Here is a 19149-nt window from a genome sequence, read left to right as displayed (position 1 = left end):
GTTCTGTCACGACGCGATGGAGGAGCAATGCAGGGGCTGGGCGGACTCGAAGCCGAGGTCATGGATGTGCTCTGGCAGTCCGACGACGCGCTCTCGGTCAAGGATCTGGTCGAGATCTTGGGTGAGCGTCGACAACTCGCGTACACCACCATCCTGACCGTCGTGACTCATCTCTACGACAAGGGCTGGGTGAGTCGTGAGAAGAAGAGTCGCGCCTACTTCTATCGGCCGAGTCGCAGCCGTGAAGAGGCCACATCCAGGGCACTGCGCGAATTGTTGGACAGCAGTTCCGATTCCGCTGCCGTGCTGTTGCACTTCGCGAAGACAATGACGGACGCTGAGAACGAGGCCCTGCGCCGAGGACTTTCCGGGGAAGGTGCGCAATGACACTGGCCTTGCCGATGCTTCTCGGTGCGGTATTCGTCGGATTTTTGGTTCCGAGAGCGTTACGGGCCGTTTCCTCGACGTTGTCACCGACGGTGCTGCTCGCGGCGTGGCTCGGCAGTATGGCGTCGGCTCTGTATCTCGCTCTCTCTGCGGTCTTGGTTCTGGTGTGGCCGAGCCACGCGCCGGTCGAGGGGCTGGTCGACGGTATCGCTCGGTGTTTCAGCGCCTTCGCGCACGGCACGAGTTCATGGGTGGGTGAACTGATCACCGGTACAGCCGTTGGTGTGGTGGGTTTGATCGCTGTTCGGATCGTGCTGGCCGGCCGCAAACAGGCACGTGAGCACGCGAGAGTCCGAGATTTCCATCGTGATTTTCTCTCGATCGTCGCGCGCCGCGACAACTCGGAGTCCGACGTGTTGTGGTTGGATCATCCGCTGCCGATGGCCTACAGTGTCGCCGAAAAGCCTGGATTTGTTGTTGCGACACAAGGCTTGTCATCCGCTCTTACCGGGGGCGAGCGTGACGCGGTCCTCGCGCACGAGCGTGCGCACCTGAGCGGCGGTCATCACCGAATCGTCGGTGCCTGTGAAGTCTTGGCCGCTGTTCTGCCGGGAGTGCCGTTGTTCGCGGCGGCACCTGCTGCCGTCGGCGCGATCGTGGAACTGTCGGCGGACCGGCACGCCGCTCGCGTCACCAGCCCGGCTGCAGTGCGTTCCGCCCTTGCCGCGGTGTCGAAATCGCCGCTTCCTCAGCCGGACTGGAGCTTGGGCGATCGCGGCGGCGCGACCGCAGTGCGATTGCGTTCCCTGGTCGACGGCGACGTGGCGTCGCCTCGGCGACTGACCTGCGCGGTTGCGGCGTGCGTGCCGGCGGCCGTCACGACGGCCGTTGCCGTAGCCGTGACGGTGGCCGTCTCCGCGGGTATCTGCGCTGTTCTGACCTGATCATTGCTCCAACGCTGAGTCGATCTGGGCTTTCAGATCTTCGTAGCTCGGCATCTGGGCCAGCTTCACGTCGTTGAGGAACAGCGTCGGGGTGCCCTGGACGCCAAGGCGTTTGCCCTCGTTGAAGTCGCGCTCGACCCGCTCGCGGACGCCGCGGCTGCTGAGGTCGGATTCGAATCGGGTCATGTCCAGGCCGAGATCTTGTGCGTAGGAGCGGAACAGTGCCTCCTGCGATTCGGCGGATTCACCCCACTGCGATTGCGTCTCGTACATCCGCCGATACATCTCGACGAACTTGCCCTGGCGAGATGCGGATTCGACGACCTGCGCCGCGAGAGTGCTGTTGGTGTGACTCGGAATCGGAAAGTATCTGATACCGAATGTGATTCGATCCTCGTACTCGGCTCTGATTCGCTCCATCGTCGGGTACAGCGCGAGGCAGGCCTCACATTCGAAGTCGAGGAACTCGACAAGATTCACTTTGTCGTCAGCGGCCGAGGTCAATCGGTACGCGTCGTCGGTCAGGACGGCGGTGGATTGTGCTGCCCGATCGGTGCTCTCGTTGTCCGCCCTGATCGGATCGACGGTGATGAACGTGATCAGTGCTACCGCGAACAACGCGATCAGGGCGGCGGATATCTTCATGCTTCTGGACACTGCTGTGTACCTTGACCTTCCGTCGATTACCTAAATACTATCCAACATAGTATTTAGGTGTAGAGTCGACGGTACCCGAAAGGATTCGAAGGAGGGTTCGCCCGTGGATCGGAGGTGAAAGGTCTGGCGCCGCCGTCGATCGGACAGATGTTGACCTGGGACTCCTCGTCCCTGTCACCTCTTGTTCTGCTGGGAGCTGTTCTGGCGCTTTGGTATTGGTGGTCAATGCACCGTGTGCGTGCGCGGGGACGGCTATGGCCCTGGTATCGAACTGCGTGTTTTCTGGCCGGATGCTTGCTGTTGATCGCCGTGTCCGGTTCGAAGGTCGAAAGTTGCGGGAACGAACTCTTCAGTGTCTGGATGTTCCAGCATTTGACGCTCTCGATGGCGATCCCGCCGCTGTGGGTGCTGGGCTCGCCAGGACTGCTGATACTGCGTTCGACGTCGCATCGAGGTCCCGGGAGAAATGTTCTGGCGCTTGCACTATCGGCATTGCGCAGCCGTCCGGCGGCCGGACACGTCTTTCTCGAAATCTTCTTTCTCGCCAGCGGTCTGCTCTTCATCATGCCCGTGCTCGCCACCGGACCACTGCCGGTGCGGCAAAGCTATCTCGGCCGGTGTTTCGACCTTTTCGTGGAGATGCCGCTGCACGTGTTCATCGGAGTCGTCCTCATGATGGCGACAAAGCCGCTGCTGACCACGTTCGTGAATCCGCCTCCCGAGTGGGGCGTGGACGTGATGCAGGACCAGCAGTTGGCCGGTGCCCTTGCGTGGTCGTACGGTGAGCCCGTCGCGCTGGTGGTGGTCGTGATCTTCGCGATGCGCTGGAACCGGGACGACAAACGGATGAATGCCGCCCAGGACCGCCGCGCCGAGATCGACGGCGACAGTGATCTGGAGGCATACAACAACTTCCTCAGATCACTGAGCGCCGCCGAGCGGCCGGAAACTCGGTAGGCCGGTGGCCCTCAGGCGCCGCCGCCGGCGGGTGTCGGCGCCATTGCGTCGGCAGCTGCCGGTGTGTTCATCTCGCGTGCGACAAACGTTTCGAGGTGGAAGAGGTTGTCGCCGGCACGGTCGACGATGGTGAGAAGTGTTGTCATGCTTGCAACTTCCTCGACCTGCTCCTTGAGGAACCACTGCATGAACTGCTCGCCCAGGTAGTCGCCGGTATCGCGCGCGGTGCGCGCCAACTGCGTGATCTGCTCGGTGACCGTCTTCTCCTGCTCGAGTGCCAATTCGACCGGGGCGCGGACGCTGTCGAACTTCGTCACGACGTCGTCGACACCCGGTACGTCCACGTCGAGGTCGTTGTCGAGCAGGTACTGGATCATCATCATCGCGTGACCGCGTTCCTCGGTGGCCTGGCTGTAGAAGCGCGCGGCCATCTGCGGAAGATCGTGTGCATCGAAGTACACCGCTACCGCGATGTACTGCTGCGATGCAGTGAACTCGTTACGGATCTGCTGACGCAGCAGAGTGGTGAATTCGCTCGAGTTCTTCGCCTGTGTCATCCCAACAGATTACTGGGTCGGCGGCACGGACAGGGAGCTACTTGTTGTCGAGCTGATCGATGATGAAGTCGAGAGTTTCCGGCCGGTATCCGTAGACGAACGAGTCCTTTTCGCCGACGTACCAGTCGCCGCACTGGAAAGAACTGCCCTTCTCGACCCCCGTCGGCCACCACTGTGCGGACAGCGATGCCGGACGAGTTTCGACGGTGGGTCGTGCGATGCAGCTGTTGTGATCTATCTCTGTGATGTTCGCAGTCATTCGCAGGATGCGTTCGTTGCCGGTGGTGCGGATGACCTCGTCGATACCCGTCGCGCCGGCGGGAACCCAACTCGGCAGTGTGTCGATTCCGCTGGATGCTTGTGCAAAAGAGAAGGTTTCGGTTTTCTTGTATGCCTTCGACTCGTCGAACTTGTCGAAGGTGCCCGAGCAGGACGTGGCCAGTAAAGCCGCTCCGGCCGAGGCGGCGATGACGGCGGCAGTGCGGAATCGGCGGTGTGCTGTGTTCATACCTTCACGGTATTTTTCCGCCGGCCGTTCCGCGTCCTGCCGGAAAGCGATTTGTTCGCTCGGCCTGTCCTCCCGGGGTACTACCGAAACTCAGGGCGATCACCCCGTGGTGATCAGATCCTGCGGAATCTGCTGATCGTTGGCCAGGGCGTCGAAGAACTGCGAAGCGCGTGCCTTGTCCCACAACAACACGTTGCCCGACCCGTCCACGTCCTCGAAACCGGCGACCGGAACCGTCGTGGTGGTCATCCCGCCGCGAAGCGCCCAGGCGAGTGAGGCCAGATTCCAGATGTGATCGCCCTCGTCGACCTGCAGGGACTTGGCCGTATCGGAGACGAGCGGCCACAACCGGAACGGATTGAGGAACGTACTCGGACTCGTCGCCTTCGACAGCAACGCCGACATGAACTGGCGCTGGTTGTTCATGCGGTCGAGGTCGGCGAGCGCGGTTGCTCGGGTCCGCACGAACCCGAGTGCATCCGAACCCTTCAAGTCCTGGCATCCAGCGGGGAGGTTGATCCCAGCCAGCGGATCGTCGATCGCCTGCGTCAGGCATACATTGACGCCACCGACGGCGTCGACGATGCCGGCGAACCCGCTGAATCCGATCTCGGCATAGTGGTCGATGCGAAGTCCGGTTGCCTCCTCGACGGTCTGCACCAGCAAGGGGGCACCACCGAAAGCGAAGGCGGCGTTGATCTTGTCCGAGCCGTAGCCGGGAATCGGAACGTACGAATCGCGAGGGATGCTGACCATCGTCGTCTTCCCGCTCTTGGGAACGTGGACCAAGATGACCGTGTCAGTGCGCTTGGGGCCGGTGTCACCACCTGTCGCAAGCGCTTGCTCCTGCTCGGGTGTGAGTCCCTCACGACTGTCGGAGCCGACGATCAGCCAGTTCGTGCCCGGAGTATCGGCGACGCGTCCCGCGTAGTCGGGCAGCGCGTCGATTCGATTGAGCGAACTGTCGACGTAATAGACCGCGCCGGCCAGCGCGAGCAGCAAGACCAACAACGTGATGCCGATACGTTTACCCCAGCTACGACGCTTGCGTGGGCGTCGCTGCTTCGGGGGTTCAGGAGGGCGAGGCGGGGCGTTCGGCGGGGTTCGGCGCGGCGGCGCGGGTGCGTACTTCGCCTGGCGTTGCGGATCCTGACGCGGCGGCCCCTGCCTGCGGGGGTCGTCCTGGAACGGCTGCGGGCGTTGGGTCGGCGCCCAGTCCTCACGCCTGGGTTGCTGCGGCGCTTCTGGTGGGACCTGTGACCAGGCCTGATTGGCCGGATTCTGCTGCGGTGGACGTCCGTCGCGGCGAATGACCGTCGGCCCTTCGGGCGGCATCGGTGGGCGCCGCTGCGGGGGTGGGCCCTGACGGGGTGGCATCGGTCCACGCGGGGGCGGCTGGCGCCGCGGAGGTGGCCCTGGCGGCTGGCGCCGCGGAGGGCGCTGAGGATATTCGGAGTCGCCGGTCACCAGTTCACGGTACCGGTCACGGCAGCCAGGAGACGTGATCGCGCAGGAGGGCGTAACCGATGAACGCCACCATGTCGATGAGCGCGTGGGCGATGATCAGCGGCCACAGCTTGCCGGTGCGCTGCCAGTATCGACCGAACACGAGCCCCATGATCACGTTTCCCACACCGCCGCCGAACCCTTGGTAGAGGTGATAACTACCGCGCAGGAGCGAGGACGCGAGCAGTGACTTGTTCTCGCTCCAGCCGAGTGTCCGGAGGCGAGTGATCAGGTAGGCGACGACCAGTACCTCTTCGGCGCCCGAGTTCGCGATTGCGGACAGTACGAGGATCGGAACCCGCCACCAGTGGTCGTCGAGCGCGCTGGCCTGGACGGTGAGGTTGATGCTCAGTGCCTGAGCGACGAGGTAGAACAGGAGGCCGGGGAGGCCGATCACAGCGGCGAGGCCGAATCCCGGAGCGATGTCGCGCCCGAATCGAGGCTTGGGAGTCAGGCCCGCAGCACGCGGACCGATCCCCGAACGCCACAGTAGATAGAGTCCCAGCGCTGCCCACGCGAGAAGCTTTGCGACGCCCAGTAATTGGCGCGCCAGGTCGATCCAGTCGATGGCAGCTCGCGACGGGTTGAGTGCAACCGTCTGATCCGAGAGCGCAACCGGCGTCGCCAAGGATTCGGCGAGCGAAAGGATCCCGGACAATCCGCTGAGCCCGAAGGTGACCAGCAGAACGATAGTGATCTCGATCCGGATTCCGCGTCTGGCGGCGGGATCGAGTTCCGGGTCCGTTCGAACGGGAGACGGCGGCCGTAACCAGGTGCGTACGGTTTCGCGGGCATTCACCCGCGCAACGCTAGCCGTTTGATGCGCCACCCGACCGGAGGCCGTTGAGGAAAGGGCACCCGACCAGCATTCGGATGGCGCGGCTCAGCGCGGGAGCGTCGTCGACGGGGTTGGCGAACGGCATCCACACGTCGCGGTCGCCGGTGTGATCCTCGACCCGCAGGCGCAGTCCGTAGCGGTCGATGCCGAGTGGGCGAACGCGTCCGGTGCGCATGTACGGGGGAAGCTTGCGCACGAGCAGGTCCACGAGATCGCGGTGGTCTTCGTCGAGATGCTGCAGCCACGCCGTCTCCATTTCCCAGAAGGGATCGGGGCTGGCGTTCAGTAGTTCGTCCACGGCGACGGGCTCTGCCCCCGTCGAGTCGGCGACAACGGCCGAGGCCAGGCTCAGGCGAAGGAGGACCGAGGTGTGGCCGATGTCGAGGAGCCCCGGATGGGGGTGTTCGGATGCGACGTCGTCGGCGAGAACGCGTGCCTCGTAGTCGGGCACGGCGTGTAACGAGCCGCGAAGCCACACGAGGGAGCGCACGGGCTCACGCAGACGCAGTGGTGCGTGATCGGTGATCTCGAGGACGGCAGGCAGTCCGCCGCCGCCGGAGTTCCAGGCCAGGGCCGCAGCTGCGGAGGCATGTGGGACTGCAACGACGACGTCACCGTTCGAACGCAGGTGATGCACCGACGTGACGGTGGGATCGCTGCCTTCGATGGCGAGAACTGCGTCCTGTGCGCGCACACAGGCGCTGCGGACGCGTTCGGCGGTGGACGGGCCGGTGCTGGTCTTCGTTGCCATGCTGCCCCCTTGGCGGGTGTTCTCTCGAACTCCATCGGATGATGAGGTAACCCTAACCTAAGGCGCTTCGGTGTGAATCGCAAGACTTTTGCGCAACTCGCGTGGAATCCGCCGCCTGCGCCGGGGTTACGGTTTGTCTGTGGCCATTCCTCTTTCACTCGGGCTGCCCGCCCCGAGAAACTCGCGCGGACTTCTCGAAGCACTCTTTCTCCCGGTCGTTCCGGCTTCGGCGCTGATCGGTGGCGAAGCAGCAGGCCGGGTTGTCGTTCGCCTCAATATCGATCCGGAAGAACTGCGTGCGGACACGGAAGCGTCGTACGAGGCCGTCCGTTTCGACGTCGACGTCACCACCGACCAGATCGACGACGCGATCGCGCTACGTCTGCCCGCTCCGCTCGCGGTGTACGTCGACGGCGGCGAAGAGGATCTGACACCCGCCGAAGCGGCGCTGCGCCTGTGTGAAGGTGGACGGATCCCCGGACTCGCCGCCGGTCGTACGCCCACCGAAGTGGCTGATTTCCTGGCGGTACTCGCGCACGAGTCCGTCGGTTTCGTAGCCCGCGCAGCCGACGGCGACGAGGTGATCGCCCTACTGTGTGGCACCGTCGCTGCACTGCGCGGCGACGACGTGCGCGCCGCGATAGTCGATCCGAAGCCCGAAAAACTCGCCGCGCTGATCCCGGAAGCCGCGTCCGCGATGCGCGAGGTGCTGCTCACGATCGAGGTCGCGGATCTGCCTGCGGTGGAAACGGCTCTGCGTGCCGCGGGTTTGCAGTGACCGGCGTGGGTCGATGCGTAATCTTTTAGGCGTGCCAAGAATCGCGTATTTCGGTCCGTCGGGAACCTTCACGGAGATAGCTCTCGCCCAGTTGGAGGCTGAGGGCGCGTTCGGCGAAACCGTCGAGCGAGTACCGGCCGGCAGTCCGCCGGCGACTCTCGACATGGTTCGCGACGGTTCCGTGGACGGGGCCGTAGTTCCCTTCGAGAACTCGGTGGAAGGCGGCGTAGCGCCGACGCTCGATTCACTCGCTCTCGGTTCGCCCCTGCAGATCGTTGCCGAAACCGATCTGGACGTGAGTTTCTCCATCCTGGTTCGGGCCGGGACGACCGCCGACCAGGTCCGCACGATCGGGGCCTATCCGCATGCGGGCGCACAGGTCCGCGGATGGATCGCCGAGAACCTGCCCCAGGCCGAGGTGGTGTTGGCCTCGTCCAACGCCGGTGCGGCGCTGGACGTGCAGGCTGGAACGGTCGACGCCGGTGTGTCCACGGCTTTGGCCGGTCAGATGCTCGGACTCGACAGCCTGGCGGACAACGTCGCCGATGTGGGCGGCGCCCGTACACGTTTCGTGCTGGTCACCAAGCCGGCTCCGGTTCCCGAACGGACCGGTGCCGATCGCACCGCGCTGGTGCTTCACCTCGACAACGCTCCAGGCTCCCTGGTGCGCGCACTCTCCGAATTCGCCGCTCGCGGTATCGATCTGACTCGGATCGAATCGCGTCCGATGCGAACGGAATTGGGTACGTACCGGTTCTTCGTGGACTGCGTCGGACACGTCGAGGACTCGCTGGTGGCCGAGGCGATGCGTGCACTGCATCGGAAATCCGGAGTCCGCTTCCTGGGGTCGTGGGCGACAGCGAATTCGACCGGGCCACAACCTCCTTCGGACGAAGAAGCGATTCGGTGGATCGACGAACTCAAGCATGGAGGGGGAGAACGATGACCGGAAGGCTCATCCTCGTTCGGCACGGTCAGACGGAGGCGAATGTCGCCAAACGTCTCGACACCGCTCTGCCCGGAGCAAAGCTCACGCCGGAAGGGTTGGCGCAGGCCGAGACGTTGGGCATCGGCCTGGCTTCGGCTCCTCCTCTGGCGCTCGTATCGTCCTTGGCTTTGCGTGCCCGGCAGACAGCAGGTTTTGTGGAGCAGGCCGCCGGTGTATCCCTGGATGTGCGGGACGGACTGCACGAGGTCCAGGCCGGTGACCTCGAGGATCGCACCGACGAGGCCGCGCACCGACTGTTCATGGAGACGTTCCATCACTGGCACACCGGCAACCTCGGCGCTCGCATTCCCGGCGGTGAAACGGGATACGACGTCCTGGAACGGTACGTCCCCGTCGTCAATGCGCTGCGCGAAGAATTTCTGGAAGGCTCACGAGACGGCGGCGACATCGTCGTGGTGAGTCATGGTGCTGCGATTCGTCTTGTCGCCGCCCAGCTTGCCGGTGTCCCCGGACTGTTCGCAGCCAACAACCACTTGGCCAACACCGAGACCGTCGAACTGTTGCCCTCAGCTGATGGCGGCTGGGAATGCCTACGCTGGGGAGCCGTCAACCCGCCGTTCGAGCACCGACTCATCCCCGGCGCCGACGACGTGATGGGCTGACAGCCGGTTTCACCACCAACCGGTCTGGACGCTCAGTTGGCGCCCGAGTTCAGCGGAAAGTGTGCTCACGTAGCTGGCTGTCAGGTGGTGGGAATCGTGATACACCAACACATTTCCCTCCACGACGCGGCACAACTCCGGTCCGCACACACCGTCGCTGAGATCGAGTAGGCGGACGTTGGTCAGATCGGCAATTGCCGACGGCGCCGGATTGACGTCGCTGAGCATTTCGGACCGTGGCATCGCGCAGTGATCGGGTGACGTGGTTGTCGCCAGACAGTCGATCGCGCGGTAGGCGACGCCGTCGTGGTGCAGCCAGGGGGTATCGCGGATGGCGAGGACGTCGATACCGTCGCGCTCCAGTTCCTGCCAGACGTGAACGTACGACTCTGGCGTCACGTCACCAGGGCCGTCGGAACTCGGCCTGGTTGCCGTCGTGAACACGAAATCGGGTGAGGCGTCGGCCAACTCGGTCAGCACTCCACGCGACCAGTCGACACAATCCGGATAGTCGTTGTCCGACAACGTCTGCATGGAGTCGACGGTGAGCGGGCAGCCCATCTTCAGATACGTGTCGACGCGGAACCCGTGACTCTTGCCGAGTTCGTCGAGCGCAGTGAGCCAGTGCTCGGAGTGCGAACCACCCGCGAGCGCGATGGTTCTGTCTGCATCGGCGTCGCCATAGGTGCAGTGGACGACGTCCCGCTCGAGAAAATCGGCGATACAGCCGTCGAGCGTACTGGCCGGAAGGTCCAGTGGCGCATCGAAGATCGAGGGAACCATCGACGCCTTGGGTACTTCGGCACCGTCGGTGAGCGCGAGTGCGCCGGGATGGGTCGGGAGGTCGAGGGTGTCGACCGCCCGCTGGCCCGTCGTCTGGCTGCTCGCGTACGACTGCCAGGCGACTGAAGCGGCGAGGACCGCGGCAGCGGTGACGACGCATGCCAGGACGGTGTACCGGCGCGAGCGGCCTCCGCGCTCCACCGGAACCTCGACCAGGCGCCGGAGTGCAAGCGCCCCCGCGACGGAGAGGGCGATGATCAGTGCCCCGCCGAGCAGGCCGGCTTCGGGGCGTCCGGTGATCACGAGTGCAAACACCAGAATCGGCCAGTGAATCAGGTACAGCGCGAATGCGAACGAGCCGAGCCACGTCAGTGCCGGATGGGCGAGCGTCTTCGACGTCCAAGGTGTGTCGTCGCCGACTCCGGACAGTATCAACGCAAGAGTGGCCAGCACCGGTACCAGCGCCCACGGGCCGGGGAACTGCTGGGCGCCGTCGAGCACTATGCCGCACAACAGGATCGACGAAAGCCCCGCCCAGCCGATCGTCGCTCTGACCGAGAACGGCAGGGATGCGATCTGCCGACTGCGCGTGCTGGTCATCAGAACGGCCAGCAGACCACCGAGGGCCAATTCCCACAACCTGGCGCCGGAGTCGTAGTACGCCCAGGCTTGGTGACGCGAAGATTTGGCGAGTGCGTAGAGAAAAGATCCTGCGGTCAGAACCAGAAGGGTGACCGCGAGTGACGGGCGGAAATAGTTGGGATTCACGCGTGAAGCCACATAAGCGATCACGGAGACGAGTGCGATGGCCAGGAGATAGAACTGACCTTGCACGGCCATCGACCACAGGTGCTGCAGGGGAGTGACCGAGCCGTCGGCGGCCAGGTAGTCGCTTGCGGTGCTGGCGAGCTGCCAGTTCTGGAAGAACCCGAGCACCGCGATCAGTTGATCGCCCAGATCGGCCCAGCGTGTGCGTGGCAGCAGCAACGCGGTCCCCAGTGCGGTCAAAATGCTGACCACCGCGATAAGGGGGAACAGCCGCAGAAACACCCGCCGCAGTGCCGGGACCGGGTTGAGTGAACCCCCGGCTTCGGCGCGTCGAACCAGTGAGCCGACGAAGAAGTATCCGGACAGAACCAGGAAGACGTCCACCCCGCCCGATACCCGTCCGAACCACACGTGGAATACGACCACCAAACCGATGGCGAGGCCACGCAGTCCGTTCAGGTCTTGTCGGTGCGGTGTTGTTGCCCGTTCTTCGTTCGGCCGGTCGATCGTGGCGACCGAGCCTTGTTCGCCCGGTGACGACGGTTGACGCGAGAACTGCATGCTGAAGTAAGGCTCCGGGCGTTGAAGGGACGCCCCGAGGTTACCCGGAAGTCTCCGGCGTCGATTCCTCGAGTTCGGTTACCAGCGCGTTCACGGCTTGTCGCAGGCGATGCGGTGTTCCGGAACTGATGGACGTCCACTCGGTGCCGTCGGCAGCCCGAGTAGTCGAACCCACGAGCCGGCCGGCCAAGGTGTCGTACACAGTCACTGCGCCGGTCATGAGCGTCGTCGCTCCCAAACTGTGTGGTATTCCAACCAATTCGGCGAAGGCGGTGCATGTGACGATTGCGCTACCCAGTTGGCGCGCGTCGTCTTCGGGTATCCCGGCGTTGATCAAGGCCGAGGTCACGCTGTCTGCATCCGGGCCGGCGCCGAATGCCAGGCTGAGCATCTCGGTCGGTGCGTTGATCACGGCAATCGGCATTGCTTCGGCGCTGCCGAGCGCGGTGACGACGGGTGCAGCTGGTTCGGCGGTGACGCTGCACAATGCGAACGAAGAATCGGTTGAAGTTGCTTCGACACAAAGGAATTCGCCCTGTGCGACGCAGAGGCGTGAAATCCTTCCACCGACATGCCGACGCAGCGCCAACTCCCACTTGGGGTGGGTCAGGACGCGTAGGCGGGCGCTGAGTTCGTGATGGATCTCCCCGCCGGGGAGGAGATCGCGCTCGGAGAGTGAATCTGCCGCGGACTGCATCGCCATACGGTGAGCGCTCGCACTGGCGTGAACCGTCGCGCCACCGAGAACCACGGGAAGCGCATCGAGCCCGAGTCGCTCACGTACATAGTCCATTTCGTCCTGTGACAGGGCGACGACAGGCAAATTCCACCCATCAGGTGAGGTGCCGAGGTCCACCATCAACGCTCTGCAGTTTCGAGTGCGCCACCGATCACGGACGGGATGACTGTTCGGCCGTCGGCGAAGTGCTCGAAGTGCTTCAGATAATCAGGTGTGTCGTGCTCGGTCTCGTCTTCAGATTGGGCCGCATGACGGCCGCCGGCGATCGGCGCAGATCCGCCTGCGGTTCGGGCCGGATCCACTTTGACGGTATCGACGGTGCCCTGAACCGGCGAGGTCACGGGGTTCTGGCGCGCGGCGCTCTGGCCGGTGGAGGGATCCGGAAGAGCGTGCCGGCCGGTGCTGCTGCTCGACGACGAGCCCGCGAATGCTCCGGCTCCGGTGGTCGCGGAAGCTGCGCTGACCTGTGCCGTTGCCCGACTTGCCGAGGGGGTGCCGAACAGTGATGGTGTGGAAGCGCCGAGTCTCGCACCGCCGAGTCCTGCGCCACCGAGCCCTGCGCCGCCCAGTCCGGTGAGTCCTGCTCCGGCCGTCGCGAGAGTTGATGCGGCAGTGGTGGCGCCCGTGACGGCGGTGGTCGCGGCACTGACGGCGGCCGACGCTCCACCGGAGATGGCACCGGCCTGTGAGGCAGCGGCGGCAAATACCGGGTTGGAAGCTACGGATGCGACAGCAGCGGTTGCGGCGCGCACGGGATCCGCGATTACGTCAGCGAGCGTTGATGCCGCTTGCACGACGGACTGTCGTGCAGCACTGCCTGGGCTTTCGGCCGAAGCGGATGCCCCAGCTGTGGGTTCCGCGATGGACGGTGGTGAATCGAAGTTCTGCTGCACGGCCAGATGCGTCGTTGCGGCGTCGTACGTTTCCATCGTCACCGCCGCTCGAATTTTGAGTGCTTCTTCGGCAGCCTCGGCGGCAGCGGCCCCGCCGACCAGGGCCCCGCCGATGGAGTACGCGGCGACCTTGGCCGCTTGAACCGCCGTGATCTCCGCCAGGGACGGCATGGCCAGGGTGGCGACGGTGTAGGAACCGGACTGCACTTGGGCTTTACCAGCGGTTTCTCCCGCGAGCAGCGCGGCCGAGGCAGCCCATTCCTGGAACGGTGCGAACTTGCTCAACGCGGCATCCGCGGCTTCTCCTGACCACCCGGTGCGAAGGTCCGCCATCACGCGAGAGATGGACGCAGCGGTGTCGGTCAGTCCGGACGACACGGTGGACCAGGCCCCGGCCGCCACACCGAGAGGGACCGGCCCGGCCCCGGCGACCAGTGCTGCAGAGTTGGGTGCTGCGCCCCGTGGATACCAGATGACGCCGGTGATGCCGACCATTGTTCTTCCCCCCAGGAAGTGTGACTGTGTTGCCGAGTTGCCGAGTTACCGAGTTACCGAGTTACCGAGTTCGATTTCTGTCGATCAGATCGGTGCGGCTGCCAGGCTGGACTTGGTGAGCTGGTCTTCGAGCTCGTAGGCAGCTGCATTCTTGCGCAGAGCTGCCGCAGCCTCGGTGAGCTCCTCGATTGCCCGATCGGTGGACGAGGCAAGGCTGCCCGAGATGGTGTTGAAGTAATTTGCCGCGCTACCGGACACTTCTTCGGATCCGGCTGGGAGAACGCGTAGCGTCGGCTGCGCAGTAGAGACGATTCCGCGCAATCGCGTCGCCGCAGACTCGAGTTCCATTGCGGCGGCAACTAGGGCTTGAGGGTCGACGTACATAGTGCCGAACTCCTTCCTGACCAGGGCGGATAAGTGGCCGGGAGGTCGTGCACACAGCCGTAGAAATCCCCCCGCACATAGTTTGATGCATACCGGCCGCTTTTGGTTCCCCCGAAATCGGACGACTTTGCCCTCAGCCCCAGCCGAGTTCGTGCAATCTGTCTTCTTCGATGCCGAAGTAGTGCGCGATCTCGTGGATGACGGTCACGGCAACCTCGTGAACAACCTCGTCCTCGGATGCACAGATGTCGAGTATCGAATCGCGGAAAATAGTGACCGTGTCCGGCAGGTACCCACCGTAATGAGAATCCCGCTCGGTCAGAGCGACGCCCTGATACAAACCGAGCAGCCCCGGTTCTTCCTCGTCACGTGCTTCGACAAGCACCACGACGTTGTCGATGGCCTTGGCAAGTTCGGGCGGAATCAGATCGAGCGCCTCGCCGACCAGTTCCTCGAACCGGTCGGGCGTCATAGTCACCGTCATGGCTTACGACGGCGGAGCTGCGCCGGGCAACGGCGTCGGCAGCGACCGACCTTCCGGTGCAGCGGGTGGCGGGACCGGAGCGGCGCCGTTGATCAGGATTTCGCCCTTGGCGCTTCCGGTGATCGCGGCAAACCCGCCGGTTTCGACCTCTTTGCCGATCGAACAATTGACTCGGCGGCTACCGGCCAACCAGCTTTCCAGTGAAATGTTGTCCCAGAACAGCGTCAGCGTCTTGTCGCGAAGCGCGTCTGCGGAACCAAGGTACTCGTTGGACGCCTGAGTGCAGACGCCCTCGAGGTAACGGTCCTGATCTTCGACCGACGGCATTGCGCCCGGGAATTGAGTGCCGAGGTCGATCACCGAAATAACCTCGTATGCATGCGGTTTCGCGCAATCGACCGGATCGGTCGGGAGGTTCTGGTTGATGCCGATGCACGTGCCGACGTCCCACACGTTCGACTGGTCCTGGTCCGCCACGCGGCCCACGAACGGTTGTAGTTCGCCGGTCGTGGTCGAGAACTGCAAGCCGCAACGCAGTGCGCGCTCGCCCGAAGCCCAACCCGATTCGCTCGGGAACATCAGGCCGACGCTGAACTTGCCCTTGGGATCGAACTTCGAATCGAGGTAGGACATGACGATGGGTGTGCAGTGCTCGTCGCGGAGTTCGGCGAATCGAAGGGCGCCCGGGTACCGGGAACCGGGGCCGAACTCGGCGCCGGGGAACACCGAGAGGTCGAGTGGTCCGGCAACCTCGAAGCGGTGTTCAGTTCCGCACTGAACCTTTGACATGTCCGTGCGGTCCCCGCCCGACTCGGTCGCAGGCGTCCAGTTGAGGCAGTCGCCGGCCGCAGCCGCGGTGAAGGCGTCGTCGCGAGTAGATCCCGTCGCTGCTGGACCGCCACCACTGACACTGACCGAGGACGAGTCGTCCTTGTTCAATCCACCGGAAATCGCGATCGTTGCGATCGCGGCGACCACCGCACCTACCGCCACAGCAGCCAGGACCCGACGGGTGCGACTCGCTGAGACAGTTTTCTTCGCCGGCGTCCCCTGGGGATCTGCCGGATCTGGCGACTTCTCGATCTTGTCTTCGGACATCGATTCCATCATGCCTGTTGCCGTGGCGATATCGAACCTTCACTACAAAACTCACAAACGCGTCTGTGAGTATTTTGTAGTCATGAGCGAAAACACCCCACTCGATCCCGAGGCTGTCGAGCTGGCGGGCCGGCTCTTCGACATGGCACGAACCGGCGACGCGGCCGGGCTGGCGTCGTACGTCGATGCTGGAGTTCCCGTCAATCTGACCAACGAGAGTGGCGACACGCTCGTCATGTTGGCGGCGTATCACGGTCACGCTGACGCCGTCGTTGCCTTGATCGAGCGCGGCGCCGACGTCAACCGGCCCAACGACAAGAACCAGACACCCCTCGCCGGAGCCGTCTTCAAGGGCGAGGATGCGGTGGTGAAAGCGCTGGTGAGCGGGGGAGCCGACCCGAAAGGTGGACACCCGACTGCCGTCGACGCGGCTCGGATGTTCGGACGCGAGGACTACCTGAGTCTGCTCGAATCGTGATCTCCCCCTCTCCGACATGGACGTGACCGTCGGCGAGCTGCGGTGAGTGGGTAAAGTTCGAAGTCGTGATTGACCTCAAGTTTCTCCGTGAGAACCCCGAAATCGTCCGCGAGTCGCAGCGCACCCGTGGAGAAGATCCAGGACTGGTCGACGCTCTGCTCGAAGCCGACGCGTCCCGACGCGCTGCCGTTCTGACCGGAGACAACCTCCGCGCAGAGCAGAAGGCCTTCGGCAAGAAGGTCGGACAGGCATCTCCGGAGGAGCGTCCCGCGCTGCTCGAGGGTTCCAAGGAACTGGCGGCCAAGGTCAAGGAAGCCGAGGCCGCGCAGCACGAGGCGCAGGCCGCGCTCGACTCCGCACACCGCGCGATTTCCAACGTCGTACAAGAAGGTGCGCCGGCCGGCGGCGAGGACGATTACATCGTGCTCGAACACGTCGGTGAGATTCCGAAGTTCGACTTCGAGCCGAAGGATCACCTCGAGCTGGGCGAGTCGCTCGGCCTGATCGACATGGAACGCGGCGCCAAGGTTTCGGGTTCGCGCTTCTACTTCATGACCGGCTACGGGGCCATGCTCCAGCTCGGACTGCTGCAGTTGGCGGCGCAGAAGGCGATCGCCAACGGATTCACGATGATGATTCCGCCGGTGCTCGTACGCCCGGAAATCATGGCGGGCACCGGGTTCCTCGGTGCTCACTCGGACGAGATCTACCACTTGCAGGATGACGACCTGTACCTCGTCGGAACTTCCGAGGTACCCATGGCCGGCTACCACTCGGGCGAGATCCTCGAACTGAACGAAGGCCCGAAGCGTTACGCCGGTTGGTCCTCGTGCTTCCGCCGTGAGGCCGGCAGTTACGGGAAGGACACCCGCGGCATCATCCGTGTCCATCAGTTCGACAAGGTAGAGATGTTCACGTACTGCCGTCCCGAGGATGCCGACGCCGAACACCAGCGTCTCCTCGGCTGGGAGCGAGACATGTTGGCGGCCATCGACGTTCCTTACCGCGTGATCGACGTCGCCGGCGGAGATCTCGGTTCTTCGGCTGCGCGTAAATTCGACTGCGAGGCATGGGTTCCGACGCAGGGCACCTACCGCGAGCTGACATCGACGTCCAACTGCACGACTTTCCAGGCCCGCCGCCTCGGAGTTCGGTACCGCGACGAGAACGGCAAGCCGCAGACGGCTGCCACTCTCAACGGCACCCTGGCAACGACGCGCTGGATCGTGTCGATTCTCGAGAACCATCAGCAGGCCGACGGCTCGGTGCGAGTGCCCGAGGCATTGGTGCCGTTCGTCGGCACGGATGTGCTTCGCTGACACACTGAACAAACACAATCAGGGCCGCGACGGACTCCGTCGCGGCCCTGATTCGTACTTTCGTACTGGTAGGTTTGGAACTTTTTCTGAACTGGCGGAATATCATATTTTTCCCGCCGATTGACGAGTTGACCACCAAAAGCGTTGTCGATAGACCGCTTTGGCGTTAGTTTTGCGTTCAATCGGGCTTCCATACCCTGCTTTTCCATCCCCCGTCAGGTGATGTGAGGGTGAGTCCGGGGTGAATTGGACAAGTGTCTTGCCAAAAGTAGTACACGTACTAGTTTTTTCGTTATGTTGTGACGGCGCGCACACGTTTTGTCCGAATCCACTGCTTATGTTTGCCCTTCCGAAGGAAGTGCCCATGCCCCAAATCTCTCAGTTGCGGCGATTCGCCGTGCCCATAACCGGAACCGCCATGGTCGCGGGGATGCTGCTGATCGGCACGCCCGCATCCGCCGCGATCTCGACCACCGGTTTCAAAACAGCGTGTGTCGCAGGCTCCATCATCGGAGACGTCCACAAGGTCACCGACAACCTCATCACGGTCGACGCACCCGCTTCTGTCCAACCCGGCGAGACTTTCACCTACCGAATTCAGCCGAGCGGAACGTCGTATCCAGACAAGGATTCCGGCGCGACGACTACGAACCTGTCACGTCTCAAGGTCGACTACGCAATCCCGGCCAACGCGACGTTCGTTTCCGCGGCCGTCGTCGCGGGCACCTCGGTCGGACTCGACAGCGTCGCACCGAATGTTCTCAGGGTCAACGACTCTGGCAACGTCGACGGTAGCGGCGGGATCCTTCGGCTGTCCGGAAACAACCAGGTGATCGGCAACAGTCCGACGACGAGTACCAACTCGGAGGGAGGTATTCGAGTACCGAAGTCCAAGAAGAACCTCGATGGCTCGACAAACGGCAACGGAGACACCTGGTTCCGGCTTCCCGCAGTCGACGTGACAATGGTCGCTGGTGCGACGGGAGTGATCCAACCGAAGGTGAGGACCGCGGGTACGGCCGGCAACCTCGGTGCCAGCGAAAACTTCAGCACTCAGCTCGCAAAGGCGAGTTTCCTTGGTACACAGTGGGCGCCGACCCGTTGCTCGCCCCGCGAGAACAAGGACACCACACCGCTCAATGCCGGCGCGGGTCCGCTCGCGACAATCAGCATTGCTTCGGCTCCGGTCGATGTCGAGACCACGACGTCGCTCTCGGTTCCGGCGACGGCGATCACGGGTACGGCGGTTGATCTGACTGCGACGGTTGCTCCGAACAATGCTGTGGGTACGGTGCAGTTCAAGTCGAACGGCACTGCGATCGGTTCGCCGGTGACGGTTTCCGGTGGAACCGCGACGCTGTCACATTCCTTCGATGCCGCTGGCGCTCAGAGTGTTACCGCTGACTTCACCGCCGGTGCAGGGTTTGTCAGCTCCTCGGCGTCCGCTCAGACGGTGCCCGTTTCGGATCCGGCTCCGGTCGATGTCGAGACCACGACGTCGCTCTCGGTTCCGGCGACGGCGATCACGGGTACGGCGGTTGATCTGACTGCGACGGTTGCTCCGAACAATGCTGTGGGTACGGTGCAGTTCAAGTCGAACGGCACGGCCATTGGTTCGCCGGTGGCAGTCTCCGCGGGTGTTGCGACATTGAG

Annotated in this window: 21 protein-coding genes; 9 read left to right on the top strand and 12 right to left on the bottom strand. The window is 63.7% G+C overall.

The window, feature by feature from the left end; genetic code table 11:
* Positions 1-27: 27 nt before the first annotated feature.
* Positions 28-387, top strand: a complete 360-nt coding sequence (locus tag B0E55_RS06300) for a BlaI/MecI/CopY family transcriptional regulator (protein ID WP_019746375.1) — start codon at positions 28-30, stop codon at positions 385-387.
* Complete coding sequence (locus tag B0E55_RS06295) at positions 384-1331, top strand: M56 family metallopeptidase (protein WP_080909298.1); 948 nt, start codon at positions 384-386, stop codon at positions 1329-1331. Before B0E55_RS06300 ends, B0E55_RS06295 begins: the two co-directional genes overlap by 4 nt.
* Here the strand turns inward: B0E55_RS06295 and B0E55_RS06290 are convergent, their stop codons facing one another.
* Positions 1332-1976: a DsbA family protein gene (locus B0E55_RS06290; RefSeq protein WP_029254185.1), complete on the bottom strand. Its 645-nt coding sequence runs from the start codon at positions 1974-1976 to the stop codon at positions 1332-1334.
* Between the two features lie 159 nt (positions 1977-2135).
* Between B0E55_RS06290 and B0E55_RS06285 the strand changes: the two genes are divergently transcribed.
* Positions 2136-2945, top strand: coding sequence for a cytochrome c oxidase assembly protein (locus B0E55_RS06285; RefSeq protein WP_080909423.1), 810 nt, complete (start codon positions 2136-2138; stop codon positions 2943-2945).
* 11 nt (positions 2946-2956) lie between these two features.
* On the opposite strand, the gene B0E55_RS06280 is transcribed toward B0E55_RS06285, so the two are convergent.
* The 5 genes from B0E55_RS06280 to B0E55_RS06260 all read right to left on the bottom strand — a co-directional run bounded on the left by B0E55_RS06280 (position 2957) and on the right by B0E55_RS06260 (position 7105).
* Positions 2957-3502, bottom strand: a complete 546-nt coding sequence (locus B0E55_RS06280; RefSeq protein ID WP_021342429.1) for a ferritin — start codon at positions 3500-3502, stop codon at positions 2957-2959.
* Between the two features lie 37 nt (positions 3503-3539).
* Complete coding sequence (locus B0E55_RS06275) at positions 3540-4010, bottom strand: hypothetical protein (RefSeq protein WP_029254187.1); 471 nt, start codon at positions 4008-4010, stop codon at positions 3540-3542.
* Positions 4011-4109: 99 nt separating this feature from the next.
* Entirely contained in the window at positions 4110-5345 is a 1236-nt protein-coding gene (locus B0E55_RS06270; protein ID WP_020968096.1) for an LCP family glycopolymer transferase, read from the bottom strand.
* 148 nt (positions 5346-5493) lie between these two features.
* Complete coding sequence (locus tag B0E55_RS06265) at positions 5494-6315, bottom strand: CPBP family intramembrane glutamic endopeptidase (protein WP_020905746.1); 822 nt, start codon at positions 6313-6315, stop codon at positions 5494-5496.
* Positions 6316-6325: 10 nt separating this feature from the next.
* Positions 6326-7105 (bottom strand): DUF2470 domain-containing protein, encoded by a 780-nt coding sequence (locus B0E55_RS06260; protein ID WP_003945406.1) that lies wholly within the window; start codon positions 7103-7105, stop codon positions 6326-6328.
* A gap of 139 nt (positions 7106-7244) precedes the next feature.
* On the opposite strand from B0E55_RS06260, the gene B0E55_RS06255 reads away from it, so the two are divergent.
* From B0E55_RS06255 to B0E55_RS06245, 3 genes are read left to right on the top strand one after another with little or no spacing between them, the layout of a single operon-like run.
* Positions 7245-7883, top strand: coding sequence for a hypothetical protein (locus B0E55_RS06255; protein ID WP_080909297.1), 639 nt, complete (start codon positions 7245-7247; stop codon positions 7881-7883).
* 13 nt (positions 7884-7896) lie between these two features.
* The gene (gene pheA, locus B0E55_RS06250) at positions 7897-8829 is read left to right on the top strand and encodes a prephenate dehydratase (protein WP_020905747.1); all 933 of its coding nucleotides are present in this window, start codon (positions 7897-7899) and stop codon (positions 8827-8829) included.
* Positions 8826-9494 (top strand): histidine phosphatase family protein, encoded by a 669-nt coding sequence (locus tag B0E55_RS06245; protein WP_019746386.1) that lies wholly within the window; start codon positions 8826-8828, stop codon positions 9492-9494. Before pheA ends, B0E55_RS06245 begins: the two co-directional genes overlap by 4 nt.
* A gap of 9 nt (positions 9495-9503) precedes the next feature.
* On the opposite strand, the gene B0E55_RS06240 is transcribed toward B0E55_RS06245, so the two are convergent.
* The 6 genes from B0E55_RS06240 to B0E55_RS06215 all read right to left on the bottom strand — a co-directional run bounded on the left by B0E55_RS06240 (position 9504) and on the right by B0E55_RS06215 (position 15711).
* Positions 9504-11606, bottom strand: a complete 2103-nt coding sequence (locus B0E55_RS06240; protein WP_080909296.1) for an acyltransferase family protein — start codon at positions 11604-11606, stop codon at positions 9504-9506.
* Between the two features lie 40 nt (positions 11607-11646).
* Positions 11647-12399, bottom strand: coding sequence for an ESX secretion-associated protein EspG (locus B0E55_RS06235; protein WP_241896023.1), 753 nt, complete (start codon positions 12397-12399; stop codon positions 11647-11649).
* A 65-nt stretch (positions 12400-12464) separates the two neighbouring features.
* Positions 12465-13733, bottom strand: coding sequence for a PPE domain-containing protein (locus tag B0E55_RS06230; protein ID WP_080909294.1), 1269 nt, complete (start codon positions 13731-13733; stop codon positions 12465-12467).
* An 84-nt stretch (positions 13734-13817) separates the two neighbouring features.
* Positions 13818-14117 carry a PE family protein gene (locus tag B0E55_RS06225; RefSeq protein ID WP_080909293.1) on the bottom strand — a complete coding sequence of 100 codons (300 nt, stop codon included), beginning with the start codon at positions 14115-14117 and terminating at the stop codon, positions 13818-13820.
* Positions 14118-14250: 133 nt separating this feature from the next.
* The gene (locus B0E55_RS06220; protein ID WP_007736028.1) at positions 14251-14601 is read right to left on the bottom strand and encodes a metallopeptidase family protein; all 351 of its coding nucleotides are present in this window, start codon (positions 14599-14601) and stop codon (positions 14251-14253) included.
* A gap of 3 nt (positions 14602-14604) precedes the next feature.
* A complete protein-coding gene (locus B0E55_RS06215) occupies positions 14605-15711 on the bottom strand; it encodes a septum formation family protein (protein WP_019746391.1) in 1107 nt (368 codons plus the stop codon).
* Between the two features lie 70 nt (positions 15712-15781).
* Between B0E55_RS06215 and B0E55_RS06210 the strand changes: the two genes are divergently transcribed.
* From B0E55_RS06210 to B0E55_RS06200, 3 genes are all read left to right on the top strand, one after another.
* Positions 15782-16177 (top strand): ankyrin repeat domain-containing protein, encoded by a 396-nt coding sequence (locus tag B0E55_RS06210; protein WP_003945404.1) that lies wholly within the window; start codon positions 15782-15784, stop codon positions 16175-16177.
* Between the two features lie 65 nt (positions 16178-16242).
* The gene (gene serS / locus B0E55_RS06205; RefSeq protein ID WP_003945400.1) at positions 16243-17496 is read left to right on the top strand and encodes a serine--tRNA ligase; all 1254 of its coding nucleotides are present in this window, start codon (positions 16243-16245) and stop codon (positions 17494-17496) included.
* Positions 17497-17860: 364 nt separating this feature from the next.
* Positions 17861-19149, top strand: a 1289-nt coding sequence (locus B0E55_RS06200; protein WP_241896022.1) for an Ig-like domain-containing protein, incomplete at its 3' end; no start/stop codon positions are given.

The sequence above is a fragment of the Rhodococcus sp. 66b genome (genome assembly GCF_002076325.1).
Taxonomy (GTDB): Bacteria; Actinomycetota; Actinomycetes; order Mycobacteriales; family Mycobacteriaceae; genus Rhodococcus_F; species Rhodococcus_F erythropolis.
This window is presented reverse-complemented; position numbering and strand designations above follow the sequence as displayed.